We start from the raw sequence: 26629 nt of genomic DNA on the forward strand, positions 1-26629 counted from the left end.
CCGCATGCGGCAGTTCCCACAGGCGCGCCAGCAGCCCTTCGGCCGGCCGCTGGCGGATCAGTACCCGGCCGGCGTGCTCCGCCGCGCCTTCGATCACTACGGCGTAACGCCGCTCCGGCCGCGGCGGCTTCGCCTTGGTCTTCACCGGCAGCGATTCCTCCACGCCGGCCGCCCGTCCTGCGCAATGCGCCATGACCGGACAGGTCAGGCAGCTCGGCGATTTGGGCGTACAGACAAGCGCGCCGAGCTCCATCAGCGCTTGGTTAAAATCGCCGGCCGCCCCTTCCGGAATCAGCTCCTGCGCGAGCTTCTCCATGCTGACGCGGGTGCTCCCCTTCATGATATCGTCTTCGATCAAAAAATATCGCGACAGCACGCGCATCACATTGCCGTCCACCGCTGGCTCGGGCTTGTTGTAGGCGATGCTCAGAATCGCCCCAGTCGTGTAAGGGCCGACGCCCTTCAGCGAGGACACCTCCTCCTTCGTGTCCGGCACGACGCCGCCGTAACGCTCCTTCACCTCGCGGACGGCGCTTTGCAGATTGCGAGCGCGCGAATAATAGCCGAGCCCTTCCCAAGCCTTCAGCACTTCGTCCTCAGGCGCTTCGGCCAACGCTTCGACGGTCGGAAATTTATCCATAAACCGGTTAAAATAAGGAATGACGGTGTCGACCCGGGTCTGCTGCAGCATGATTTCGGATACCCAAATATGATACGGATTCCGGCTGCGCCGCCAAGGCAGATCGCGCTTGTGCCGCCGGTACCAGGATAACAGCTCGGTGGAGAAATACTGCTTTTGCTCTGAACTGGACATAAGATCTCCTTCTCTTTGCACACGTTTTCGGGATATAATGGAAATCGATCCCCCGAATAAACGGCTTTAAGACTTTTTTGCAAGGACAACTACGACGTTTACCAAGGTTGAAGCGAAGCTTTAAAAATAGCTCATAACGGCCTTATCTCAAGAAGGAAAGGACGGACGCCGATGCTGACTCCCGGAGAGCTGGCCTCGCGCCTGAACAAGCTGGTCATCTCGATTCTGCTCGTCGGGCATCAGAAATGCGAGCCCGACTGGCGCCAGAAGCCGCGCACGATCAAGTACCACTCCGTATGGCTGATCATCAAGGGCAAGGGCACCTTTACGATCGGCGGCACGCATTATCCTGCCGAACCCGGCAAGCTGTTCTGCTTCGCCCCCGGCATGATCGTCGAGCGCACGACCGATCCCGAGCAGCCGCTCGAATACTACTTTCTACGTTTTCATTATACGGAAGTTTACGAGGAGAAGGAACAGTGGATTTACCACAGCGCCGCTGAGGCGCGGTTCCCGCTGGAGGGGATGTACACGGTTACCAATACGCCTCAGCTCATTTATTTGATGGAGCAGCTCCACATGCTGTGGAAGCGCCGGGGGCACATGACCGCGATGCGGCGCAAAATCGTGCTGCTGGAGTTCTTCCTGACACTGGTCGCCGATTTCCGCGCGCAGAAAATCGCCGGCGATACGACGGCGGCGATCGAGCTGACGCAGGACTACATGGTCGGGCATTACCGGGAGCCTCTTACGCTCGAAGGGCTGGCGCAAATGGCCGGGCTCAGCGTGAGCCACTACTCCCGCCTGTTCAAAAAATACATCGGCTACAGCCCGATCGATTACCTGACGCATTTGCGCGTAGACCGTGCCAAGGAGCTGCTGGTGCTGTCGGATTACCGGTTGAAATCGATTGCCGGCAGCGTCGGATATGCGGACGAGTTTTATTTCAGCCGCATTTTCAAGAAGGTGACCGGCTTCTCCCCCCGCGAATATGCCAAAAAACACCGGTTCACACCGGCAAAATAATACCCGCGGAACGCTATGGACGCACGGTGTCCACCAAGTCGGCATCAGGTTTGACTTTCGCCCCCCGGAAGGTGTACGCTACCTGTAAATGCCGTCGAATTTTCGGAAAATCGGCGGTTTTTGCAACGTTCGGCAAAGCGAGGCGATATCGATGAAACAAGCGAATGCGGCTGGAAGCCCCATCGGCGGAATCCGGACAGACAAGCTGTCTGCCGAGACGCAGGCTTGGAGGGCAGCGGCCCCTTATTCGGCTTATTTATACATTTGGGGAATGGCATGGATGGCTTCGGCCATCGTGACGTTTGTCGGGCAATGGCGGGATTGGGAGCTGCTGCAGCCTGTCCTGTTCTTGGTTGCACTCCTCCTTACGGCGGCGGTCTTTCTCCGCCAGCGGCGCGCGTCCGCCGAACGCCCGGCGCAGAGCGGGTCCCTGGGCGCGCTTCTCGTTGCAGCGGCAGCCGTCGCGGTCGTTTGGCTGCTCACGCGCGGTCCAATAGGAATCGATCCGTTCTATTGGCCGGTGCTGAAGGGGCTTGTGCTTACAGCCGCCTATCTTGCCCTCTTCCCGCGATTGGGCTGGGTGCTCGGGGCGTTCGGGGCGTGGATGCTTGCTCTGACGATTACGGTAGTATGGATGTATCTGGGCTATGCGCCCGTGTTGATCGGGGGCTTCGGCGGCCTCAGTATGGTTACGCTCGGCGCGATGATTCGTATGCGAGACAAGGGGATGAATGCACAATGAAACGATGGAAGCCATGGGCTGCCGCTGCGGCGGCTTTGACGGTTTTGGCGACGGTAACGGCATGCACGGCGAATAGCCCCGACCCGTTCGGCGGCGGCAAGAAGGAAAGCGGCCTCACGGCGGAGCAAGCGATGGCCGGCGCTTCCGAGCAGGTTCAGACGGTCTACAAGCAGAACTGTCTCTCCTGTCATGCAAGCAATCTGGAAGGCCGCATGGGGCCGAAAACCAACCTGCAGCAGGTTGGCGGTCGACTGACCAAAGAACAGATCGTGAAGCAGATCGAACAAGGCGGAGGCGGCATGCCTGGCTTTCAAGGCAAGCTGAAGCCGGAGGAGACGGCGGCCCTGGCCGAATGGCTGGCAAGCAAAAAGTAAACCGCTTTTCTGCACCTGCCACGCCAAATGCACAAGTAAGGAAAGCTGCCCGCCCCAATTAAATTACCCGTTACGTCATCAGATCTATGGGTTAGTTGCGATTCGCTCCGCTACGGCATAGGCCATCGCCAGCGTTTCGCTATGCGTAATGCTCAGATGAATACGAACCGTGTCTGCCGTTGCGGACTGGAAGACCGGCATCCAGGCGGCTAACCGTTCCCAGGCAGCCTCCGATAACCGGCATACCGGCTTCCCCTTCCCGTCCGGCAGCACTTCCATGTCCTGAAACCCTACTTCTTTTCCGATCCCGCAGCCGAGCGCCTTGACGATCGCCTCCTTGGCAGCGAAGCGCCCGGCTGCGAACTCCGCCAGCCTCCCGCCTCTTACAGCCGCCAGCTCCCGCTCTGCAGGCGTCAGCACCCGCTCCAGGAAGCGCTTGCCGGACGGCTGCTCCAGAATCTTGCGCATCCGCTCAATCTCCAACACATCGGTACCGATGCCCATAATCATAGCCGTTATTCCTTTCCTAGTCCTCTTTATGCGTATGTCCGCAGCTGTCCGTCGTACTTCGTTTGGCTTTATCGTATCCGATCGGAAGGACAAGTTCAAGAAGACAGGCCGTTTTCCCGTGAGCCAGGTGTACATGCTGCGGAACATCCGGTTTATGTTTTCGTTCATCGTTCCGTATCCCGGCAATTCCTTGTTTCTGCTGCTTCGTCGGCGCTTTTTGCGGTTTTCAGAGCATAGCTTCTGTAAACATACGGGGCTTCGGTAAAATACGCCATGATATGCGCTCCTCCTCAACCTCTCTCTCGATCCGCGATACTCACCCATTCGGGAGGAGGTGTGCGCTGCCGCCATGAGCCATCCCGCTTTACCCCGCCTTTGCTCCACTTCCTCCGCCGTTGAATAACGGGTTAGCGAAGAAGCCCTCGATACCACGGACTGCGTGGAGGTCGAAGGCTTCCTGGCTCAGCTTCATATCGATGGCGGCTATGACGTTATGTGGTCACTACGGGCGACCAGGGGGATGGAGATGCTTATGCTGCACGGCATCGGCTGCCCGAATGGCGACCTCCTGCTTGCGCGTCTGGTATTCGTCTTTCCAAATCAACTTCTCGCTCAGTTCCTGATCGAGCCTGCCGCTCAACGCCTGGGCCACCAGATCGGTCACCTTCTGTACATCGACGCCTTTCGCCGCAGCCACATCGGCCAGCGACTGGCCGCCGTTTTGCAGCGAATTTCTCAACTCGTCCGAGGAAAGGCCGAGCGTCGACAGCAGAGCGTCTTTGTCTACATGCTTCAGATCAGGGCCGAAATCCGGTTCAAGCTCGCCCGGTGCAGGAGGCTGAGGAGGCGTACGCTTCACATTGCTAGCGGCGCGTTCAGCAACTTCATTCAAACGGGAATTGTATTGATCCTGTGTTATATGCCCGTCCGCCAGCTCCCGGTCAAGCCTTGCCGTCAGCGATTGCGTCGTCAGATCAACGATCTTTTGTACATCAATCCCCCGGCTTGCGGCGATTTCGGCCAAGGATTGACCCGCCCGCTGGGCTTCCCGCAACTCGCCGGATGACATCCCCAGCGTCTCCAGGAGCACCGCCCGATCCTGCCCGGCGTGGCCCGGACCGGGCGGCAACGGAGGCAAACCCGCAGGCGGAGAAAGGAGGCCCGGCTGCGGCAAAACCGGCGCAGGCGCGAGCTTACTGTAGGTATCCGTGTAGACGGACGTGGGAGCATCGACAGTGAAATTGGCGGTCTCTGCCTGAACAACAGGGAAGCCAGCGGCGCCTCCACCCAGCAAGAAGGCGGCGGATAAAGACCCGATCAGCAGCTTGCTTGTTTTCTTTTCCAAGAAGTTCGATTTGTTCATGGTTTCAAAATCATCCTTTCACAGAGCGTGGTAGTTGTTTCTGAGTTCAACTGTAAACGCCCGGAGTGAAAAAAGGGTGAAATCAAGACGGCTCCATTTTCATTCTTTTTTCTTTATTCTGTTGTATCCTGATATACTAAAACAAATAAATAAACGAAAACGAAATCTAAAATCAAGGGGGGCAGCTTATGAAAATATTGCTCGCCGAGGATGATCAGCGGCTGGGAGAACTGACCTCCCACTTGCTCAGAAAAAAAGCAGGATATACTGTGGATTGGGTCACCGACGGAGAAGAAGCCTATGATTACGCCAGCGTCTCCAGCTATGACGTGCTGGTGCTTGACTGGATGATGCCAGGCATAGACGGACGAACGGTCTGCCATCAATTACGTCTGGACGGCTACACGGGTGCCATTCTGATGCTGACCGCCAGAGATTCCGTACAAGATCGGATAAAGGGATTGGATGGGGGAGCTGACGACTATCTGGTCAAGCCGTTCGAAATCGATGAACTGATGGCTCGGCTCAGAGCGCTGGGACGGCGAAGCTTTACTCCGCTTTTGGAAGATATATGCCGGATGGGCGAACTGGAACTGCATCGCACAAGCCATCTTGTCGTCTGTGGCGAAAATCAGGTGCAGCTATCGCTCAAGGAGTTCCAGCTCTTGGATTTGCTGCTGAAGAACAGAGGCCGCGTACTGTCGCGCCAGCTTATCCTGGATCGAATCTGGGGCATGGATACGGAAGTCACGCTCAAAACAATTGACGCTACCGTCAAGCTGCTCCGCAAAAAGCTGACGCAAATCGACCCGCGCTCGAACTGGATTCAGAATGTATGGGGGGTCGGTTATAAAATTGAAGCGTAACCTGCACAAGTGGCGCCAGCGTCTGTTCGGCAACGACCTGTTCGGCAGAACGCAGTTCAGACTCACGCTGCAATACAGCTCATTGCTGAGCCTGCTTTTATTCCTTTTTATCGCGATCGTCTACACCCTGCTGTATATCCTGATTTGGAACGATCAGAAGCAAAAACTGAATAAACTGCTGGAAACGGAGATTCATGCGCTTCAGGGGCCGCTGTATGCAGAGGCGCTTAATAAGAAGTTCGATAAACCCGGTGAACGCGCCTTTGAGCTAAGCGCCGATCAGGCTTTCTACTATGTCATCGACACGCTGGGCAATACGGTAACGGGCGCTGAAATTCAAAAAGAGCTGCGCGCTCAGGTGTTTGACTTGATTCGCACGGGAGCGCTTCCCGTTTCGACCCTCGAAAAGGTCGAACTGCAAACCTATGACGAGCCGCTCCCTCATCTCCGGAAGGCAAACGATCGCCAGCAAAAAATAATGTATATGGCGGGCAGCCGTTTGCTTTACCGCGACGGGCAACTGATCGGCACCCTGTATGCGGGCAAAAATGTTGATTTCCAGAAACAGCTGCTGCAATGGCTGCCGGCCGTTCTGCTAGGCGTTGCATTACTGTTTCAGGCGCTGGTTGTATGGCTTAGCCGGCTGATGTCACAACAGGCGATGATCCCCATTCGTCAAGCTTACATGCGCCAGCAGCAATTTGTAGCCGACGCCTCCCATGAGCTTCGTACACCGCTTAGCGTACTGCTCTCCTCCATCGAAACGCTGCATATCGAGGACAGACCTACAAACGATTCCTTTGAAAAGCGGGTGCTCGAAGGCATAAAGGATGAGGTGCAGCGTATGATCCGGCTGACCGGGAACCTTCTGTTGCTGGCCCGGAGAGATTCGGGGCAGCCGGTGCTGCATAACGCGTGGTTCGACCTTGCTGGCATAGCTGTCCAAACGGCGGACAAGATGAGCGTACTGGCGGAGGCGAAGCAGATCAAGCTGGAGCTTGAAGCCCCCGATGAACTCCGGGTATGTCTGGATCAGGAGAAAATCGTACAATTGCTCGTCATTTTGCTGGAAAATGCAATCAAATATACCGCTGCCGGGGGAAGCGTGAAACTGACAGTCGCCCACAAGGCCGCGCCGTTGGGGGGAAAACTCGTTCTGGAGGTTCGCGATACGGGGGTGGGCATCCCGGAAGAAGAGCTTTCACGCATCTTCGACCGCTTTTACCGGCTGGACAAATCACGCTCGCGGCAGATGGGCGGACATGGGCTCGGACTTGCCATCGCCAAGCATATTGTAGAGGAATGCAGGGGGACGATACGCGTGGAAAGCAGGCCGGGGGAAGGCAGTGTGTTCCGAGTGGAAATGACGGATATGCTTCCTCCCTCCGAGCGGTAAAGCTGTTGCAGCGAGCGCCGGTTGAAAGTCGGTGCCTTTTGATTCATCCCTCTTGACTTTACGTTCAAGAAGAAGTTAGAATATTGGAACATCAGGCAATGACCAAAGACACGATTCTTTGCAAGGGCTGTACAGAGAGAGGAGTCCCGGCTGTAAGCTCCTCCAGCGACCGGCATGGAATTACCCCTTTGCAGCCGTGACGCCGAACTTGCGGTCTTAACCAAGCGATCGCGAAACTAAGCGCACCGTCTCATCCCCGTTACCGGATGGCCATGAGGTCCGGCGTGACTTCTTTCGTTCTGGCAGCAGCCATAACGCGAAGGGCAGCCGGTCGAATTAGGGTGGAACCACGAGCTGAACGCACTCGTCCCTTGGGCGAGATGCGTTTTTTTGCGTTCACATCCCATTTGACCGGAAACGGAGGACGAAAACCATGAAGATTCAAGTGAAGCTGCCGGACGGCTCGTTCCGGGAGTACGAAAGAGGAGCAACCATCGAGCAGGTGGCCGAATCGATCAGTCCCAGCTTGAAAAAACAAGCCGTAGCAGGCAAAATCGACGGAAAGGTCGTCGATCTGAACCGGCCGATCGAAGCGGACGCTTCGGTTGAAATTGTGACGCTCGACAGCAAAGAAGGCTTGGAGGTATACCGTCACAGCACGGCGCATCTGATGGCTCAGGCCATCAAACGCCTATACGGGCAAAAAGCCGTGAAGCTGGGAATCGGTCCCGTCATCGAAGACGGATTTTATTACGACATCGACATCGAAAAGCCGCTATCCGTCGACGACTTCTCCTCGATCGAACAAGAGATGGAGCGGATCGTCCGGGAAAATGTGCCGATTCTCCGGCGCGTCGTCAGCCGGGACGAGGCCGTGCAAATGTTCGAAGCTTTGGAAGATCCGCTCAAGCTGGAGCTTATCCGCGATTTGCCGGACGAAGCGGTCCTTTCCCTCTACGAGCAGGGCGAGTTTGTGGATCTATGCCGCGGGCCTCATTTGCCGTCCACGGGCCGCATCAAAGCATTCAAGCTGTTGAGCGTCGCGGGCGCCTATTGGCGGGGCGATTCCAACAACAAGATGCTGCAGCGCATTTACGGCACGGCTTTTCCGAAGAAGGCGGAGCTGGACGAGCACCTGCATCTGTTGGAAGAGGCCAAGAAGCGGGACCACCGCAAGCTCGGCAAAGAGCTCGGGCTGTTCATGTTCTCGGAGGAAGCGCCGGGGATGCCGTTCTTTTTACCAAAAGGGATGACGATCCGTACGGTGCTTGAGAACTTCTCCCGCGAGCAGCAAGCGGCGAACGATTACGACGAGGTCCGCACGCCGTTCATGATGAACCAGCGGCTGTGGGAGGAATCCGGACATTGGGATCATTACCGGGAGAACATGTATTTTACCGAGGTGGACGAGACGAAGTTCGCGCTCAAGCCGATGAACTGCCCGGGCCATATGCTTATTTATAAAAACGACCTGCATTCTTACCGGGAGCTGCCGATCCGGCTGTGCGAATTCGGCCAGGTGCACCGGCACGAATTTTCCGGCGCTCTGAACGGGATGATGCGCGTGCGCACCTTCTGCCAGGACGACGCGCATCTGTTTGTCCGCCCCGACCAGATCGAAGAAGAAATCGGCCGGGCCATCGACCTGATCGGCGAGATGTACAAGGTGTTCGGCTTCCAGTACAAGATCGAGCTGTCTACACGGCCCGAGGATTCGATGGGCTCCGCCGAGCTGTGGGAGCAGGCGGAATCGGCGCTGCGCAGCGTGCTGGAACGCCGGGGCATCGCCTACAGCCTCAACGAAGGGGACGGCGCCTTCTACGGACCGAAAATCGATTTTCACATTTTGGACGCGCTCAAACGAAGCTGGCAGTGCGGAACGATTCAGCTCGATTTTCAAATGCCGGAAAAATTCGACCTGTCCTACATCGGCGAAGACAATCAAAAGCACCGTCCGGTCGTCATTCACCGTGCGATTTACGGCTCGATCGACCGGTTCATCGGGATTTTGACGGAGCATTACAGCGGGGCATTCCCTCTCTGGCTTTCTCCGGTGCAGGTCAAGCTTTTGCCCGTTTCGGACGTCTATAATTCGTACGCCATGGAAGTAAAAAAGGCGCTTGTCGCAGCGGGCATCCGGGTGGAAGCCGACCTGCGCAGCGAGAAGCTCGGCTACAAAATCCGCGAAGCCCAGCTTGAAAAGGTGCCGTATATGCTGGTCCTCGGCGAGAACGAGCAGAGCTCCGGCACCGCTGCCGTCCGCAAACGGGGCGAGGGCGATTTGGGCCCGATGCAAGTGCAAGAGCTTGCAGAACGACTGCGCCGGGAAATTCAGGCGAAGCACGCTTAACATGATAAAAAACGCATGCTACCTGTATAGGGCGAGCATGCGTTTTTTCGTTATGGGTAATGCACGGGCTAAATGCCGGGAATCGGCACCCGTTTGTGCTCCGTCTTCAAATATTGCTTTTCCAGCTTCTCCTGTGCTTCGGGCGAAATCGTCTTGCCTTCCAAGTAATTGCTGTTGTCGTCGTAAGTGATGCCGAGCTCGTTCTCGTCCGTCTGCCCTTCCCACAGGCCGGCGGTAGGCGCTTTATCCAGTATGCTAGCCGGTACGCCCAGCTCGCGGGCAAGCTGCCGTACTTGGCGTTTATTCAGACTGCTCATCGGAGTGATATCGACAGCGCCATCACCATACTTGGTGAAAAAGCCCGTAATCGCCTCCGACGCATGATCCGTGCCGACCACAAGCAGATTCAGCTCGAACGCGAGCGCATACTGCACGACCATCCGCGTTCTGGCTTTGACATTCCCTTTGCCGCCGCGGCTCAAATGCTTGTGCACGCCGATCGATTTCAGTCCGTACTCGGCTTCGAGCGCGATCTCGTTGACCGCTTCCTCGATGTTCGTCTCGAGGCGATATTTCAAATCGAACGCTTCCGCCGTCGCGTAGCTGTCGGAAATATCCGTCTGCTCCCCGTACGGCTGAAACACGCCGACTGTTTTGTATTCACGTCCTTTCTCGGCCGTCAGCTCATCCGTAGCCCGCTTGCACAACCCTGCCGCCACGGCGCTGTCGATCCCGCCGCTGATGGCGATCAGGAGCCCGTCGACACCTGCTTTGAGCACGTATTCTTTTAAAAAATCGACCCGCTTGCGAATCTCTTCATTGACATCGATCACCGGCTTGACGCCAAGCTTTGCAATAATGTCCTGCTGCAGACTCATCGTTCTCCACACCTCTCCACACGAGTAATCGCGACTTGCGGAAGCCGGACAGCCCTTTATGGTTTCAACTTCGGGCCGTCGGGTCTTACGCTTGTCAATTTTGGTTACATTATAGCACGATCCGGAAATTACAAAAACTCCCGCCTGACGCTTCAAGCGCCGGCAGGAGTCGTTTAGGAGGGTTAACCTCTTATTTGCAGTAGGTTTCGAAGGCTCCGATCAGATCGTTGGCGATCATTTCGGCCGAACGATCTTCTACTTGATGGCGTTGAATGAAATGCACCAATTGGCCGTCCTTCATCAGCGCGATCGATGGCGAGGAAGGCGGATACGGTGCAAAATATTCGCGCGCTTTAGCCGTTGCTTCCTTATCTTGACCCGCAAACACCGTGTAAAGGTGATCCGGCTTCACTTCGTGCTGCAGCGCTTTGGCCACGCCAGGACGGCATTGGCCGGCGGCACAGCCGCACACGGAATTCACCACGATCAGAGCGGTCCCTTTCATATTGTCGAGCGCCTCGGATACTTCCTCCGGCGTACGAAGCTCGGTTACCCCGATACGCGTCAGCTCGTCTCTCATCGGCTGCACCATATCTCTCATGTATGCTTCAAATGACATGGACATGTTAAGCTTTCACTCCTTTGATCAAACATAAAGGTATATAAAGTTTCCTATGTCCATTATACAACGGTACGGGGCGAAAGCAAGGCATTCCAGCCAACTTATCTGCGGAGCACACGGTCCGCCGTTATTTTTGCTCGGCATCTTTCTCTTTCTCGTCGGGCTCGCCGCTCGGATACGACTTATAGGCCACATCTTTGTCCGAGTGCATGAACGGGTAGCCCTGCGGCACGATCCCCTGCTCGAAGAGCTCGCGATTTTCCGTCGTTTGAAAGCCTACGTCTTTATACGGATGCACCCACTGGTCCCCGGACATGATGGCCGGATCGGTCTCATCACTCCATTGTTCAAGCGGAGATTGCTCCGACTGATAAATATGGTCTCCGATCAGCACGCCGTATTCGTTCACGAACGCTTCGCGCGGGCCTCGGTTTTGATGATGCTCCTGACGAAAATTAATTTCAAAAGGATCGAGCTCCGGATCGTTCTTGGCGTTATACGAAATGCCGGTATCAACCTGCTCGTACGATGCGTTTTTATCCCGATTTTCCTTATCGTTCATGAGCTGTTCCTCTCCTATGCCCCGTTTAGGTGGACGGACGGTTCGGACCGTTCAGTTTCTTATTCCGTGTTTTGGCTGCATCACTATCGGCTCCAGCTTGATTGGCGTTTGCCTGCCGCTGTTGCTCCTTGGAATCTCCAGATCCCGATTGCTGTTGTGCCATCGTGCAGATTCATCTCCCTTCATGATGAAGTTAGTATGCGAAGGCTTTGCCAAAATAATTAGCCGGGCGGATGCAAAAATTGAAAAACAAAAGAGGACTTCGATAATGTCTCGAACTGGTATCCTTGCTGTTTCAACCAATCGATCGCATCCGGGAGAGCCTCCACTGTGGTCGTCTTATGGTCGTCGTCATGCATGAGCACGATGATTTGATTTTTCCCGAGGCTGTTCGACCGTACGGATGCCAATATATTCTGTTTAGGCAATGTAACTGCGGCGGCATCTGTCGAACTCACGTTCCAATCGAAGTATCGATATCCAATATTAGTCATTTCCCGGGCAATTTTCGCCATGATGTGACGTCCGCCCGCTTTGCGGCTCAAATGATTGTCAGAACCTCCCGGAAAACGAAAAATGTCCGGCCTGACTCCTGCTGTTCGAGCCAATAAATCGTTCAATTTTTCCGTATCCTTGCGATAGGCTTTCACGGAGGAATAAATATAGCTATAATTGTGCGAATAGGTATGATTTCCGAGGCTGTGCCCTTCGTTGACGATAAGCTTATAGTACGCTTGAAGCTCCGGTGACGATTTTCCTGTAACGAAAAAAGTGGCCTTAATGCCTTTTTCCCTTAAAATGCGTAAGATATGCTTGGTTTGGCGCGAGGGTCCGTCGTCGAAAGTGAGGTAGGCTTTTTTCTTCCCGCTTCCCCGTTCGGAAGATGGCGGATTCGTCCCGACGATAGCATAGGGCTTTGCCGCATACTCGCCGATCATCTGGAAGCCGGACAGCACCCGCTCCTCCTCACCGTACGAAGACTTACCGGCAATAGGCTTTTGCCCGGCGCTCGTATGAACTTCTTCCTTCTCAGGACTGCAACCTGTTAAAACGCACAAAGTAAACCATACTAAACAACAGAAAATAGAAATTTCTTTTCGATCTTTTAGGCTCATGAACATCATCCCCCCAGCCAGTGCAGGTTACTGCTTCCTAAGCTAGTATGACTCTTCCGGCTTGGGAGGAATGTGTGTTATTATGTGGAACAATTGGAGGGATTGGGTGGGAATAAACTTGTGCACAGGAGGTTTATAACGGAGCGCGCACCGCGAGAACTAAGCAGACGGAGCCTTGGTCTAAGCTCGCGGTTTCCGCACGAAATCCATGGGTCTGAAACCAAGCGATCAACCGCTGCGATTCGGCATAATGCTCTTCGCCGGGAGCCGTTCCGCTTGCCGCATATAGGCCGTCCGGGGCATCCATCCAATCGACGATGGCGATGCGCCCCTTCGCTTTCAAAACCCGGGCCATCTCCGCTAACGCCAGCGGCTGCTGCGTTTCTGTCAAATGATGGAATGCAAAGCTGGTCACGACGAAATCGAATTGTCCATCAAACGACGGAACGGACAGCAAATTGCCGATTCTCGTCTCCAGAACCGGCAATTGCATGCGGCAGCGGCGCAGCATTTCGGCCGATTGGTCGATACCGACCATCCTCACGCCGCTTGTGAGCAAGCGGGAAGCAAAGCCGCCAGTGCCCGTTCCGATGTCGAGTCCCCATTCGCCGGGCTGCGGAGCGACCCGCTCTGCAGCCTGAGCCAGGATGCGCGAGTAAGCGGGCTCGGCCGGCACATGTGGCGTAAGTCCGGCGCTGCCGTTAAGCTCCCATTGCTCCGACAGCGCATCGAAATTCCAGAGATCGACCCATGAATCGCGAATCGCTTTGCTTGCCTTGGTCCGTTCCGCCAGCGCATGCCAACGGTGCCGAAGCGATTCCGGCTCGTCTTCCGTCCGGTCGATCATGCCGTCCAGCAGGGCCAGAGTCTCCCGAAGCTCCAGCCACTGCCCATAAAGAGCCGAACGCTGCAGCTCCAAATAGCGCCGGACCTCGTCCGTTTCCGCCCGGTCCGTCCGCTCCAGCACGGTCCGAATATCGTCAACAGCAATGCCGGCCTCCCGCAGCGCCAGAATCGTCTGCAGCCGCCAAGCGTCTTCCTCCGTAAACCGGCGGTAGCCGTTGTCCGGATGCTTGGCTGGCGACAGGAGGCCCTTCTCTTCATAAAATCGGATCGCCCGGGTCGAGACGTTCAGCCGCCGGGCCAGCTCTTGAATTTTCATCCTGTTCAACGTCCCCTTTCCCATGCGTCAGCCCAGATTGGTCTCCGCATCCGCCACGACGAGCACGTCGATATGCCGAGAGCGGCGCAGCAGCTTTTTCACGACCGAGCCCTGTATTATTTCTTTCCAGGAAGGCTTGCTGGATTGGCCGATAACAAGCTGCGTCGCCTGACAAGCATCGGCCTTGGTGGCCAAGACTTCCGGCAGACGCCGCCGATTGTCCGCCCGATGCACCTCGAAGATGCCGCCAAGCCGCTCCGTCAGCTTGCGGAGCTGCTCCAGCCTGGCGTCCAGTTCGTTGCTCTGCGTCCCGCTGCCAAGCTGAACGTAGGCCACATGCCATACGGCTTTCAGCCGATGAGCGATTCGAAAGCCGCGTCGGATCAACCGCTCAGCCTCCGGTGTAACGTCCACGCACACAAAGATCGATTCCTGTCTGCGCCACGGACCGCGAAGCGAGCTTTTGCGCTCGTACGACTCAAGCCGTTCGTCCACGTCATCGGCAATTTCGCGCAGAGCCAGCTCCCGCAGCGCAATCAAATTCACGGTGCGAAAAAAATGACCGAGCGCCTGATCTACCTTGTCGAGCGCATAAATGCGCCCCTCTCTCATACGCTGCTGAAGCGTCTGCGGCGCGACGTCGATCAATTGAACTTCGTCGGCCAAACGCAAAATATGGTCCGGCACCGTCTCCCGGACACGGACACCGGTGAGCTTTTCCACCGCGTCGTTCAAGCTTTCCAGATGCTGGACGTTCACCGTCGAGATGACCGAAATGCCTGCCGATAACAGCTCCAGCACGTCTTCGTAGCGCTTCTTGTTCTTGCTGCCGGGCACGTTCGTATGCGCCAGCTCGTCGACCAGCACGACCTCGGGCTTGCGCCGGATAATCTCGTCCGTATCCATGTCCTCCAGCTTCGTGCCGCGGTAATCGATCACCTGCCGCGGGATTGTCTGAAGCTCGTCAATCTGCGCCTGTGTCTCCTTGCGGCCGTGCGTTTCCAACAGCCCGATCTGCACGCCGATCCCCTTCTTCAGCAGATCGTTGCCTTCCCGCAGCATCGTATACGTCTTGCCAACGCCCGGAGCCGCGCCGATATACACCTTGAACCGCCCTTTGCGAAGCTGCGCGATCTCCCGTTCGACCTCATCCGAGCTAAGCCGCCGGTACAGATCGGACGCTTTCTGCCGCTTGGTCTGCTTGGTCGGCAAAATACGCTCGCCCTCATGCGCCGCCCGGTCCGCCACAATAAAAATATCGATATTGCGCGTCCGCTTCAGCATATCGTGCACGATTGACCCTTGCAACAGCTCCTGCCATAACGTCTGCTTGGAGTGCCCGAGGACAATGCGCGTTACGCTATGCGCCAGAGCATAGTTGACCAGCACGCCGGGCAAGGAACGGCGCCCGCACAGCGGTAGCTCTTCGAATACCCCGCCGACCTTCTCCGCCAGCTTGACCATCGACCGCTTGAACGCCGCCTCTTCTTTGGATAAATCCTTTTTCGGATTAACAAAAGCAACGACAAGCAGGTCACCGTTCAGCCGCTTGGCGATCTGCTGGCCCCGCCGCACATAGATCGAGCCGTTCCAGTGATACTGTGCGGAGACGAGAATACGCTCGGCCGCGCCCGACGGTCCGATCAGCCCGAGCTCTTCGCGGTGCTTTTCCAGCGAATCGTTGACGCCTTCCGCCACAAGCCGCAGCGCCAGCTCCCTAAGCACCGCGAGATTGCCCCGCTTGAATACGCCTGCGCCCTTCTGTGCCTTCACGCTGCCTTCCTCGACGCGGCTTAAAATCATCTCCGGCGTCGCATCGATGAGCACGACTTCGTCCGCCAGCTCCAGCGTATCGGACGGTACCGTTTCCCGCACCTCGATGCCGGTCAGCTTCTGAGCCAGCTCCGTTGCGCCCTCCAGCTCGTACACATTAACCGTCGTAATGACGCTGATACCCTTGCTGAGCAGGTACCGAATATCCTCGAGCCGCGTCGGATAAAGCGCCCCTTCCCGGTTGCGGTGCGCCAAGCCGTCCACCAGCACGACCTCGGGATTGCGCTCGGCGAGCACTTCCAGGTTCAAATCCTTCTTATCTACACCGTCTTTCTGCCAATGGATGCTGGACACCCGCTCCAAATCGCCGATCTGCCGCACCGTTTCCGGCCGCTGCATCGTGGAAACGGCACAGATGACGACGTCGATCCCCTGTTCCTTCAGCAGTTGTCCTTCCCGGAGCATGTGATACGTCTTCCCCGACCCGCTCACGGCCCCGATATACACTTTAAGCCGTCCTTGATGCAGCTTGGAGATGGACCGCAAAATTTCTTCCGGCGTTTTTCGCTTGAACGTTTCCGTCCCCATCCTGGGTTCGCCTCTCTTCTCCCGGCGTCAGACGAACAATTTGACCGTTCCCAGCACCAGTCCGATCAAAAAGCCGCATAGCGCGCCGTTGACCCGAATCCACTGCAAGTCGCTTCCGATTTTATCTTCCATTAATGCAATCAATGTCTCATTGTCGAACCGATCCACATTCTCGCGGATCAAAGCTCCGATTTTGGAATGGTTGGCCTCCACCCAGCGGCCGAGCTGCTCATGGACCCACTGCTCCAGCTTCTCCATACCCTCTTCGTCTTCCCGAATCCGGCTCAACAGCTCTTTCAGAAAAGGAATCGCATAGCGCTCGGCAAACTCCGGCTCGCGTACCGTTTCCACAAGCCGCTCCTTCAACTGCTCTACCCAACGCTCCGTCCGGGCGGAGAGGTCCAGATTATCCAGCAGCCGGACCTTCCAAGCGTCCAACGTATCCGCCGTCTCCGGATCAGCTAGCCAACGTTCCAGCCGGACGCGCAGCTCCGCCAGCAGCGCCAACCGGTTTTTGTTCCCCTGCCGCTTCATATCGCGGATGGCGTTCCATAAAAACTGCTGGATCATCGCCCCGAGCTTTTCTTCATTATAAAAGCCGAGAAACGCATTAACCGCGAGCTGCATAAATCCGTTCGTCTGAAGCCCATGCATCGCCTGCGCGGCCATCGCGCCTAGCCGGTGCTGCGTTTCTCTCGTCATGGCAAGCTGCTCGGCCAAGTCCAGCAGAAAATCGAGCGCCTTCTCGTCGCCCTGATGCTGGTATACTTGATCCAGCGCTTTACGGAGAGCCGGCGCGGCCTCCAACGCGTCAATGCGCTGCCGGATTTCCTTCTCCAGCAGCGCGGGTATACGATCCCATGGGATATAGTCCAGCAGCCGCTCGCACAATACCGCGATGCTCTGCTGTGTCTTGTCGGATTCCAGAACCCGTTCGGCCCCTTCCAATCCACGCGAAACGATCTTCAGCCCGGCGAGCTTGCTGTGAATGCTTTCTTTGCTGATCAACTCCTGCTCGACGGTTGTAATGAGCGCCTCCGTTACCCGTTTCCGGTTATTGGGCAGCAGCGCGGTATGCGGGATTGGAATGCCCAGCGGATGGCGGAACAAGGCGGTCACGGCAAACCAATCGGCCAGCCCCCCTACAAGTCCCGCTTCGAATCCGCTTTGCAGCAGGCGTACCCATGTATGATCCGCCCACGGTATGGTTGCCGCGAATCCCGCGGCCATGACGCCGAGCGACACGGCGGCGGTATGTTTGGCTTTTCCGGACAAGACACAACAGCTCCTTTTACACTACTTTTTCGTCATCATTTCGGTAAGCGCCAGGTTCAGCTTCAGCACGTTCACACGCGGCTCGCCGAATACGCCGAGATCCCGCCCTTCCGTTTGGCGCTCCACCAGCTGTCCGAGGTCCGCTTCACTGATCCCCGTCAGCTTGCTGATCCGCGGCACTTGCGCTTGGGCCGCCTTCGGGGAAATATGCGGATCGAGACCGGAGGCGGAGTTGGTCAACAGGTCGATCGGAACTTCGCTGACCGGCACGCCCGGATTGGCCGTCTTCCAGGCCTCGATCGATTCCTGCGTCCGCTTCACCAGCTCGGGGTTCGACGGCGCATAGTTATTCGAGCCCGAGGCGTCGGCTTTATAATCAATACTCGATACGCGCCCCTGAAAATATTTCGGATCGCTGAATTGCTGCCCGATCAGTTCGGAGCCAACTACAGCGCCGCTGCGGTTTTGAACCAGACTACCGTTCGCCTGAGCCGGGAAAATCGCCTGCGCGATTCCGGTCGAGACGAGCGGATAAATAAGACCGCAAACGACGATAAATACGAGCGAAGCGCGTACGGCAATACTGAGCGAGAAGCGGGCCGTCTCGGCCCCTTCATGATTGACGCGGTTTACCATAAGGAATCATTCCCTTTCTATATATCATATCTCCAAGTTGTTTTCTCTACAAATCTTGACAACGAAAAAATAGATGCAAGTTTTTACCCTTTTAAATCCACAGGTGAACCGCCAGATCGATCAGCTTGATGCCGACGAACGGCACCAATACCCCGCCGAGCCCGTACAGGAATAGATTACGGCGCAGCAGCTGCGTCGAACTCATCGGCTTGTAGGTTACGCCTTTCATCGCGAGCGGAATCAGCAGCGGGATAATGATCGCGTTGAAAATCAACGCCGAGAGAATCGCCGACATCGGCGAGCCGAGCTTCATGATGTTCAGGGCTTCCATCTGCGGAATCGCCAGCGTGAACATCGCCGGGATGATCGCAAAATATTTCGCCACGTCATTGGCGATACTGAACGTCGTCAGCGCACCGCGGGTCATCAGAAGCTGCTTGCCGATCGCCACGACTTCGATGATTTTGGACGGATCGGAATCGAGATCGACCATGTTGGCCGCCTCCTTCGCCGCCACCGTCCCGCTGTTCATCGCGAGACCCACGTCGGCTTGCGCCAGCGCCGGCGCGTCGTTCGTCCCGTCGCCGGTCATCGCCACCAGCTTGCCTTCGGCCTGCTCGCGCCGGATCACGGCGATTTTGTCCTCCGGCTTGCTCTCCGCGATAAAATCATCCACCCCGGCTTCCCGGGCAATCGTAGCGGCGGTCAGCGGATTGTCACCCGTACACATAATCGTCTTGATGCCCATCTTGCGCAGCTGCTCGAACCGCTCCTTCATGCCGGGCTTGACGGTATCCTTCAAATAAATTAAGCCAACGATTTCGCGGTCTACGGCCACGGCCAACGGCGTGCCGCCTTCGGAGGCAATCGCATTGCCCTTCGCTTCCAGATCGGCCGGAATGACGCCACCCTGCGCCTGCACCCACTTTTTCACCGCATCCACGGCGCCCTTGCGCACCTGGCGGCCATCTTTCAAGTCAATTCCGCTCATCCGGGTCTCGGCCTTGAATTCGATAAACTCGCCGCCTTCGGCAATCGTCGGATCGAACGAAAAGCTCTGCTTCTTCATCAGCTCCAGTACGGAGCGGCCTTCCGGCGTCTCGTCCTTGACCGAGCTGATCGCCGCCCATTCCGCAACCGTATCGGAATCCGCTGAGCCAACCGGCACGAACTCGCTCGCCATCCGGTTCCCGAACGTAATCGTGCCCGTTTTGTCGAGAATCATCGTATTGATGTCGCCGGACGCCTCGACAGCTTTCCCGGACATCGCCAACACGTTGAACTGGGTCACCCGGTCCATCCCGGCGATCCCGATCGCCGATAGCAGGCCGCCGATCGTCGTCGGAATCAAGCAGACCAGCAGCGCGATCAGCACCGGAATTTGCAGCTCGATCTCCAGGTAGCGGGCGATCGGGGCAAGCGTGACGACGACGATCATGAAAATGAGCGTCAAGCTGGTAAGCAGTGTGTTCAGCGCAATTTCGTTCGGCGTCTTCTGCCGCTTCGCCCCTTCAACCAAAGAGATCATCCGGTCGATGAACGATTCGCCGGGGTCGCTCGTAATGCGCACCCGGATCTTGTCGCTCACCACCCGGGTCCCCCCGGTCACCGAACTGAAGTCGCCTCCGGCTTCCTTAATGACCGGAGCCGATTCCCCGGTGATCGCCGATTCGTCTACGGACGCCAGCCCTTCGATCACTTCGCCGTCCCCGGGAATCATTTCGCCCTGGGATACGATGACAATATCGCCCTTCCGCAGCTCGGTGGAGGGAACCTGCTTCACGCCGGCTCCCGTCACTTTATTCGCGGTAATCTCCTTCTTCGACTTCTTGAGCGAGTCGGCCTGCGCCTTCCCTCGCCCTTCGGCGAGCGCCTCCGCGAAGTTCGCGAACAACACCGTAAACAGCAGGATGACAAACACGGTGAAGTTGAAGCCGACGCTCTCTTCCGTTCCAAAATACCCCGGCAGCAGCGTCATTAACAGCACGACGAGCGTGCCTACCTCGACCACGAACATTACCGGATTTTTCATCATCGTGACCGGATTCAGCTTCACGAAGCTTTCTTTTATCGCATTCCGGACGATCGGTCCGGACAGCATGCTTTTTCGATTCGAACTCATGGGTAATTCCCCTCTTCCTTCGCGATCTTCACGTTTAACGCAGCGTCAAATGCTCGGCTATAGGTCCCAGCACGATGGCCGGCAGGAACGTCAGCGCCCCGATAATGAGCACCGTTCCGACGAGAATGCCGACGAACAAACCGTTGTCCGTACGGAACGTACCAACCGTCTCCGGCACCCATTGCTTGCGGCTGAGCGAACCGGCCACGGCAAGCAGCGCAATCATCGAGATATAGCGCCCGAACAGCATCACAAGGCCGGTCGTAATGTTCCAGAACACTGTATTGTCGCCCAGACCCTCGAAGCCGGAGCCGTTATTGGCCGCCGATGACGTATATTCGTACAGCACCTGCGAGATGCCGTGGAACGACGGATTCGTGATCGCCGCTTGGCCCAGCTCGGTCGCAAGCGCAATCGCCGTCGGCGCCAAAATAATAAACGGATGCGCCAAAATCGCAATCGCGATCAATTTCATCTCGCGGGCCTCGATCTTCCGTCCCAGAAACTCCGGGGTCCGGCCGACCATCAGACCTGCAAGGAACACGCCCAGAATGGCGTACATGAGCATATTGACGAGTCCGACGCCTTTGCCGCCGAATACGCAGTTCAGCATCATCAGCGCGAGCGGCGTAATGCCTCCGAGCGGCGTCAGCGTATCGTGCATGTTGTTGACCGAGCCGGTCGTCGCCGCCGTCGTAACGGTCGTAAACAAAGCCGACATCGGGATGCCGAAGCGTACCTCTTTGCCTTCCATGCTGCCTTGGGAGGCGTCCATGCCCAGCTTGTTCAACGCCGGGTTGCCGTTTAACTCGGACGTGTAAACCAATGACAAGAACATCACAAACAAAATGAGCATCGCAGAGAAAATAACCCAGCCCTGCTTGCGGTTTTTCGCGAACAATCCGTACGTGTGCGGCAGCGCCGCCGACAAGCACCACATCGAGAGCATCTCGATCACGTTCGTCAGCGGATTCGGGTTCTCGAACGGGTGCGACGAATTGACGCCGAAGAAGCCTCCGCCGTTTGTTCCCAAATGTTTGATCGACTCCAACGACGCAACCGGTCCGATCGCAATCTGCTGCTCCGCCCCCTCGAGTGTCTGAACGGTGACCGTCGGCTGCAGCGTCTGCGGCACGTGAAGAGCTACCAACGCCAGCGTCACGACGAAAGCAAACGGCAGGAACACGCGGGTGTGCGCTTTGACAAAGTCCTCGTAGAAGTTGCCAAGCGTCTTGCCCTTGGTCGTAACGCCGCGAATAAACGCAATCGCCACGCACAGCCCCGTCGCCGCGGAAGTAAACATCATCATGGTGATCAGAGCCATTTGCGACAAATAAGAAAGGCCCGACTCCCCGCTGTAATGCTGCAGGTTCGTGTTCGTCATGAAGCTGATGACCGTATTGAACGACAAGGTCTGCTCCATATTGTCGATGCCGTTCGGATTGAGCGGCAGCAGCTTTTGTACCCTTAGCAGCAAATATCCGAAAGCGACCAGCACAAGATTGGTGACGATAAAGCTAAGTCCGTATGTTTTCCATGTCATCCCCTTGCGCTCGCGCAGCCCGATCAGCTTGTAGATCGGCCGCTCCGCCCATCCGAACAAGCGGTCCGTACGATTGGCCTCGCCGGAAAAGACATGATATAAATATGTGCCGAGCGGCTTCGCCAGCAGCACGAGAATCCCTATGACAATGGCCATTTGCAAAATACCCACGGGGTCCAAACCTCCTTTAATAAACAAGCCGAATCCGGTTGGTTAGAACTTTTCCGGATGAATCAAGGCATACGCCAAATAGATGAATACGAATAAAGTCAATGCTAAGATGACGATCATCGTCCGTCCCCTCCCGATTCCTCGGTTACCCGGTCGCACCAGGTCAGAAAGCCCCAGAACAACACGTAGGTTCCAGCCAGCAGCAATACCATGTACAAGTCCGCCATTTTCCAACGCCTCCTTCCGGGCGATTACGCCCGTTTACTCCAAATGGCCGTCGATCAAAAATCCGACATCGTCGCCGTTCATATAAATGACATGATGCGCGCCAAGCCCCTTGTACGCGAGCCGGGGGCTCGGATTGCTTGTAATCAGATAAATTGGCCCGTTCGTCCATGTCCGGCAAATCTGAATGTACCGGCACGACAAGTTCAGGCTTTTCTCGAACAAAAACACCCGGCTAACCGCAAATTGCGGCACAGTCCACGACTCGCAGCCCGACGTATCAATCGTCACCACGTTCCCGACGCCAAGCCCCGCCAGCTTCCTATGCTCAGCCTTGCTGTTGGCGAGGGCCGCGAGGCGAAGCTGCCGTCTTTGCAGCTCGCGGATAAAATTTTCTCCCGCCTTATTCGGCGCCGACACCAGAATATAGCCGGATGATGCTTTGATCATTTTTATACGTTCTCCTCCTGTTCACTCCAGGAGAAAAGGCAACAAAAAAGAAGCCTTGGGCAAGAGGTGACTCTTCCCGCGGCTTCCAAGGCACGGTGAAACAAACCGTGTCTTATGAGCTCACGACAATCGTTGCCTCTCTCTATTCGCTTACGAGGTTAGCTGACGGATTCGGGCGTGAGAGTCGCCCTACCCCAGTGCATGTGTTGCATGCACGATGAGGATTCACCCCGGGGACGAATCGGCGTGTCTGACGCGCCGTCCTGTCCCATTGGTTCCCCCGCTTCCCGGCGAGCCGGGAATTCAGCGATATACTGCATGGAATGGCTGCATTTTTATAAGTTTGTGAATGGAACTAACGTTCCGTTTTTCCAAAAAAGGCAATAAAAAACCACAGAGGCAGGAGCCCTGTGGTCGCTATACGATCACAAGCTTCATCATCCTCTCTCCATTCGAACATAGGCCGCGGCCGGCCGCTAAACGGCTGTTCGATCCAACGCTGACGAGGTTAGCTGACGGATTCGGACGGTGAGAGTCGCCCTACCCCAGTGCACGCTTCACATGCACGATGAGGATTCACCCCGGGGACGCATGGCTTTCGGCTCTCACACCGGCAGCGCAGGCTTCCCTTGTGGTTCCCCCGCTTTCCGCACGATGGCGGAAATTAAGCGATAAGAATTTGGAAACTGTAAATTTATGAATTGAATATTACGCTTGTCGGAAGCAACTGTAAAGAACGGCGGGAATGGTTCTGGAGCGAAATAGGGGAAGTTCGGGCACATAAGAGCGCTTTCTCTGATACGGTTCTTTTCCAATCTCTACAAATCTCACTATTTCTTTGTTTTTCATAAATCGTGATCTTTTTCTCAGCACTCCGTTCCCGGCTACAGCCAGATTCCGCTTTCAATCCGAGTCAAGCCATGGCCGGTGGCGTACATGTAAGCAGATGCCTCATAAGTTACCGCCCCCGTAAACACTTGAATAGACTTCAACTCGAAGCGGTACGGCGGGTTCATCCGGTTAAAATTCGACGCCAATTCCGAGACGGTTTCAAACGCGACATCCCCCATCGCCAGCAGCTTGCCGCTCACCTTGTCTTCCCCGGAGGTCAACGCGGGAAAACCAAGTCCGGTATCGTACAGAACGCCTCTCACCCAGGCTTCGCTGCTTAGCAACTGAGAATGTCTGGAAATAAACGGGTTATCTTTATGATTCAAGGAAACGACGCCGTACACGAACAGATTCAATTCCGCAACCTCTTTTCTCTGGAATGCCATTTGAGCTTAACTATAGGGGAAAACTGTTAGAAATGTGTTAGGGCCGGAAATTTTTTCCGGAATCGGCGAATCCGCGGCAACAAAAAAAGACTCCGTCAGCGGATATCTGTCCCTGACCGAGCCTTCTTTGGTCGTTAAAAAACACCGGTTACCCTTCCTTACCCCAAAGCAAATCCAATTTCTGTACATGATGCTGCGCATACTAAAACAATGAAAGCCCTGCCTCTCTTCCATCCTTGCGGCTCCGAAGACCGCGCCAGTGTGAATCAGTGTTACAACAATTCCTAATCATGGGAGTTCCTTGAATGAACGATTAACATGTGCGGAAATAACGCTGCTTTCTCGAGGAAAATCTTCCGTGTAGGGGTTGTATGAGGGTTTAAGTATATTCTTGCGAATATCGATTAAATTTACCATAGCTTGTCCTCGATGTCAACCTGGAAATCCGTCTAAATTTAAAAATCAATCAAGTTTTCGTCATTTTCGCACGAAAACGAACAAATTCGCAGCAAATCGGGGGAATTTCGTTAATACCTCGCGATTCGGAGTCCGCACACCCCGTGCATACCCCGGAGTGCCCCTCTCGTCGTTTGAGCGCCGGTATGCGTTCCGAGTATAATGGATTATAAGCAATCTTTATGTTTGTCTATTATTTGAACGTTTAAGGGAGGTGTACCTATCCACCTCACGCAGGGGATAGGGAATGATTGAGTAGTGACCCGTTACCTTTATTGTTTAACGTGGTTCTCATTATCGTCTTGGTGCTGCTGAACGGCTTTTTCGTCGCCGCGGAGTTCGCCATGGTCAAAGTAAGAAACAGCCGCATTGATACGCTCGCCCAAAGCGGCAATGTGAGCGCGCGGTTCGCGCAAAAAATTACGGGCAACCTGAACGCTTATTTATCCGCCTGCCAGCTCGGCATTACGCTCGCGTCGCTGGGACTCGGCTGGGTCGGAGAACCGGCTATCGCCGCTTTTCTCAAACCGATCCTTACCGATTGGTTCGGCTTAAGCCCCGTCGTTATTCATACGATCTCCTTCTTTGTAGCTTTCTCGCTCATTACCGCGCTGCATATTACGCTCGGGGAGCAGTTCCCGAAGACGTACGCGATCCGCCAATCGGAGAACGTGACGCTTTGGTCCGCGCTGCCGGTTATCATTTTCTACAAGCTGATGTACCCTTTCATCTGGATGCTGAACGGCGCGTCGAACTGGATGCTGAAACGCGCAGGCATTGAGCCGGCCACAGAGCACGAATCGGCCCACACGGAAGAGGAAATCCGTGTCTTAGTGAAAGAAAGCCATAAAAGCGGCTTCATCGACAATACGGAGCTTACGCTTTTTGACAATATATTCGAGTTTACCGAAACGAACGCACGCGAAATTATGATCCCGCGGACGGAAATGGCCTGCTTGTACGCCAATCTGCCGTTCGAGGACAACATGGAAATCGCGCATCGCGAAATGCGAACCCGTTATCCGGTATGCGACCCGGATAAAGACAACATTATCGGCTTCGTGCATATCAAGGACTTGATGAAGTCGCACGGTGCGCTGACCGAGCTTCGCTCCATCGTGCGTCCGATCGCCAAAGTGCCGGATTCGATGCCGATCAGCAGGCTGCTCAAGCTGATGCAGTGGAAGAAAGTGCAGATTGCTCTGCTCATCGACGAATACGGCGGAACTTCGGGCATGGTCACGCTGGAGGATATTCTGGAAGAAATCGTCGGCGAAATCCAAGACGAGTTCGACCCGGATGAGCGGGCTCGGGTGGAGAAGAAAGACGAGTTCAACTTCTCCATCGACGGTCTGATGCTAATCGACGAAGTGAACGATCAGTTCGGTCTGGAAATCGAGTCCGAGGACTACGATACGATCGGAGGCTGGGTGTACTCGCAGGTGGAGCTTCCGCCCAAGCATGGACAGAGCGTCGTCTATCAGGACGAATTCGAGTTCGTTATCGAGGAAACGGATGACCTGCGAATCGCAAGGCTCGCCGTCCGTAAGCTGCAAGCGGATTCGCAAACACAGTCGGCGTAAACGATATAGCTTGAACGAAAAAGTGAGGCCCTTCGGGGACCTCACTTTTTTGACGTTGCAGATTAGACGGTAGAATTGGCGCCTTCGCGTCTTGCGTAAGAATGGTGAAGCATCTCGCCCGGCATTTGCAGAAACAGTTCCACGTACTGCTTATCGAACTGCGTGCCGCTGTGCCGGCGCAGCTCTTCCTTTGCTTCCTCCAGCGACATCCCTGATCGGTAAGGCCGATCGGACAGCATACTGTCGAAGGAATCGATGATGGTGCAGATCCGGGCGAACTCTGGAATATCCACCCCGCTTAAGCCGTACGGATAGCCGGTTCCGTTCCAGCGCTCGTGGTGAAATTCGACGATGTCGATGATCGCCTGCTCCTCCGGCGCATGAATTTTCAATATATCCGCACCCAGCACCGGATGCTGCTTCATCATCCTCCATTCTCTTTCCGTAAGCGACGTATCCTTCTTTAGAATCGAGTCGGGCATGTAAATTTTCCCGATGTCATGCAAGCAGCATCCGATCACCAATTGCCGGGTCTGCGAAAGATTCAGGCGCATCATCAGCGCCATGGTTTTCGCGAGCTTCCCCACCCGCAGACTATGCTCGTAGGTATCGACGTCCTTTTCCATTAACCGAACCAACTCTTGAGTGACTAAACGATCCCGCACGCGTTACCCCTCCTCGCCCATGTGTCGCGCCCTGCCGAAATCCTTCAAGCCCCTCCTTTCCGTAGTCAGGCGTGATACAATAGAG

At 55.8% G+C, this 26629-nt stretch carries 25 protein-coding genes and 2 riboswitches; of the genes, 7 read left to right on the top strand and 18 right to left on the bottom strand.

Features of this window, described 5'->3' with window-relative positions; genetic code table 11:
• A partial coding sequence (gene mutY / locus PEL01S_RS31610) for an A/G-specific adenine glycosylase (protein ID WP_127463044.1) occupies positions 1-814 on the bottom strand: 814 nt, incomplete at its 3' end.
• A 171-nt stretch (positions 815-985) separates the two neighbouring features.
• Between mutY and PEL01S_RS31615 the strand changes: the two genes are divergently transcribed.
• The 3 genes from PEL01S_RS31615 (at position 986) to PEL01S_RS31625 (ending at position 2956) form a co-directional block, all read left to right on the top strand.
• Positions 986-1840 carry a helix-turn-helix domain-containing protein gene (locus PEL01S_RS31615; RefSeq protein WP_127463045.1) on the top strand — a complete coding sequence of 285 codons (855 nt, stop codon included), beginning with the start codon at positions 986-988 and terminating at the stop codon, positions 1838-1840.
• Positions 1841-1991: 151 nt separating this feature from the next.
• A complete protein-coding gene (locus PEL01S_RS31620; RefSeq protein WP_127463046.1) occupies positions 1992-2582 on the top strand; it encodes a hypothetical protein in 591 nt (196 codons plus the stop codon).
• Positions 2579-2956: a c-type cytochrome gene (locus PEL01S_RS31625; protein ID WP_063185603.1), complete on the top strand. Its 378-nt coding sequence runs from the start codon at positions 2579-2581 to the stop codon at positions 2954-2956. Before PEL01S_RS31620 ends, PEL01S_RS31625 begins: the two co-directional genes overlap by 4 nt.
• 84 nt (positions 2957-3040) lie before the next feature.
• On the opposite strand, the gene acpS is transcribed toward PEL01S_RS31625, so the two are convergent.
• Positions 3041-3466, bottom strand: a complete 426-nt coding sequence (acpS, locus tag PEL01S_RS31630) for a holo-ACP synthase (protein WP_127463047.1) — start codon at positions 3464-3466, stop codon at positions 3041-3043.
• Positions 3467-3968: 502 nt separating this feature from the next.
• Entirely contained in the window at positions 3969-4829 is an 861-nt protein-coding gene (locus tag PEL01S_RS31635) for a hypothetical protein (protein ID WP_063185608.1), read from the bottom strand.
• Positions 4830-5017: 188 nt separating this feature from the next.
• Between PEL01S_RS31635 and PEL01S_RS31640 the strand changes: the two genes are divergently transcribed.
• The 3 genes from PEL01S_RS31640 (at position 5018) to thrS (ending at position 9441) form a co-directional block, all read left to right on the top strand.
• On the top strand, positions 5018-5695 hold the full coding sequence (locus PEL01S_RS31640; protein ID WP_063185610.1) for a response regulator transcription factor: 678 nt from the start codon (positions 5018-5020) through the stop codon (positions 5693-5695).
• The gene (locus PEL01S_RS31645; protein WP_163768131.1) at positions 5685-7091 is read left to right on the top strand and encodes a sensor histidine kinase; all 1407 of its coding nucleotides are present in this window, start codon (positions 5685-5687) and stop codon (positions 7089-7091) included. The genes PEL01S_RS31640 and PEL01S_RS31645 overlap by 11 nt, the downstream gene beginning before the upstream one ends.
• A 433-nt stretch (positions 7092-7524) precedes the next feature.
• Complete coding sequence (gene thrS, locus PEL01S_RS31650; RefSeq protein ID WP_127463049.1) at positions 7525-9441, top strand: threonine--tRNA ligase; 1917 nt, start codon at positions 7525-7527, stop codon at positions 9439-9441.
• A 68-nt stretch (positions 9442-9509) separates the two neighbouring features.
• Here thrS and nadE read toward each other — a convergent pair whose 3' ends face one another.
• The 14 genes from nadE to PEL01S_RS31715 form a co-directional block, all read right to left on the bottom strand.
• Positions 9510-10319, bottom strand: coding sequence for an NAD(+) synthase (gene nadE / locus PEL01S_RS31655; RefSeq protein ID WP_127463050.1), 810 nt, complete (start codon positions 10317-10319; stop codon positions 9510-9512).
• Positions 10320-10509: 190 nt separating this feature from the next.
• Positions 10510-10944, bottom strand: a complete 435-nt coding sequence (locus PEL01S_RS31660; RefSeq protein ID WP_010502131.1) for a BrxA/BrxB family bacilliredoxin — start codon at positions 10942-10944, stop codon at positions 10510-10512.
• 124 nt (positions 10945-11068) lie between these two features.
• Complete coding sequence (locus PEL01S_RS31665; protein ID WP_010502132.1) at positions 11069-11503, bottom strand: DUF3905 domain-containing protein; 435 nt, start codon at positions 11501-11503, stop codon at positions 11069-11071.
• A gap of 25 nt (positions 11504-11528) precedes the next feature.
• Entirely contained in the window at positions 11529-11666 is a 138-nt protein-coding gene (locus tag PEL01S_RS34690; RefSeq protein WP_010502133.1) for a hypothetical protein, read from the bottom strand.
• A 58-nt stretch (positions 11667-11724) separates the two neighbouring features.
• Complete coding sequence (locus PEL01S_RS31670) at positions 11725-12618, bottom strand: polysaccharide deacetylase family protein (RefSeq protein ID WP_163768134.1); 894 nt, start codon at positions 12616-12618, stop codon at positions 11725-11727.
• A 133-nt stretch (positions 12619-12751) separates the two neighbouring features.
• Entirely contained in the window at positions 12752-13780 is a 1029-nt protein-coding gene (locus PEL01S_RS31675; RefSeq protein WP_163768137.1) for a MerR family transcriptional regulator, read from the bottom strand.
• 27 nt (positions 13781-13807) lie between these two features.
• A complete protein-coding gene (locus PEL01S_RS31680; protein WP_127463053.1) occupies positions 13808-16141 on the bottom strand; it encodes a universal stress protein in 2334 nt (777 codons plus the stop codon).
• 27 nt (positions 16142-16168) lie between these two features.
• The gene (locus tag PEL01S_RS31685; RefSeq protein ID WP_127463054.1) at positions 16169-17416 is read right to left on the bottom strand and encodes a DUF445 domain-containing protein; all 1248 of its coding nucleotides are present in this window, start codon (positions 17414-17416) and stop codon (positions 16169-16171) included.
• A gap of 21 nt (positions 17417-17437) precedes the next feature.
• A complete protein-coding gene (kdpC, locus tag PEL01S_RS31690) occupies positions 17438-18052 on the bottom strand; it encodes a potassium-transporting ATPase subunit KdpC (protein WP_127463055.1) in 615 nt (204 codons plus the stop codon).
• Between the two features lie 91 nt (positions 18053-18143).
• The gene (kdpB, locus tag PEL01S_RS31695) at positions 18144-20174 is read right to left on the bottom strand and encodes a potassium-transporting ATPase subunit KdpB (protein WP_127463056.1); all 2031 of its coding nucleotides are present in this window, start codon (positions 20172-20174) and stop codon (positions 18144-18146) included.
• Positions 20175-20208: 34 nt separating this feature from the next.
• Entirely contained in the window at positions 20209-21888 is a 1680-nt protein-coding gene (gene kdpA / locus PEL01S_RS31700; RefSeq protein WP_063185627.1) for a potassium-transporting ATPase subunit KdpA, read from the bottom strand.
• Positions 21889-21930: 42 nt separating this feature from the next.
• A complete protein-coding gene (locus tag PEL01S_RS35785) occupies positions 21931-22008 on the bottom strand; it encodes a potassium-transporting ATPase subunit F (RefSeq protein ID WP_223275813.1) in 78 nt (25 codons plus the stop codon).
• A gap of 141 nt (positions 22009-22149) precedes the next feature.
• Positions 22150-22563, bottom strand: a complete 414-nt coding sequence (locus tag PEL01S_RS31710; protein WP_063185629.1) for a hypothetical protein — start codon at positions 22561-22563, stop codon at positions 22150-22152.
• Positions 22564-22694: 131 nt separating this feature from the next.
• A riboswitch (cyclic di-AMP (ydaO/yuaA leader) is annotated at positions 22695-22882 on the bottom strand.
• A 163-nt stretch (positions 22883-23045) separates the two neighbouring features.
• A riboswitch (cyclic di-AMP (ydaO/yuaA leader) is annotated at positions 23046-23244 on the bottom strand.
• A gap of 203 nt (positions 23245-23447) precedes the next feature.
• Positions 23448-23810: a gamma-glutamylcyclotransferase family protein gene (locus PEL01S_RS31715; protein WP_063185630.1), complete on the bottom strand. Its 363-nt coding sequence runs from the start codon at positions 23808-23810 to the stop codon at positions 23448-23450.
• A gap of 737 nt (positions 23811-24547) precedes the next feature.
• Here PEL01S_RS31715 and PEL01S_RS31720 point away from each other — a divergent pair.
• On the top strand, positions 24548-25879 hold the full coding sequence (locus PEL01S_RS31720) for a hemolysin family protein (protein WP_063185632.1): 1332 nt from the start codon (positions 24548-24550) through the stop codon (positions 25877-25879).
• 62 nt (positions 25880-25941) lie between these two features.
• Here PEL01S_RS31720 and PEL01S_RS31725 read toward each other — a convergent pair whose 3' ends face one another.
• The gene (locus PEL01S_RS31725; RefSeq protein ID WP_255320183.1) at positions 25942-26544 is read right to left on the bottom strand and encodes an HD-GYP domain-containing protein; all 603 of its coding nucleotides are present in this window, start codon (positions 26542-26544) and stop codon (positions 25942-25944) included.
• Positions 26545-26629: the final 85 nt, after the last annotated feature.

Source organism: Paenibacillus elgii NBRC 100335, from assembly GCF_004000865.1.
GTDB classification, from domain to species: Bacteria; Bacillota; Bacilli; order Paenibacillales; family NBRC-103111; genus Paenibacillus_G; species Paenibacillus_G elgii.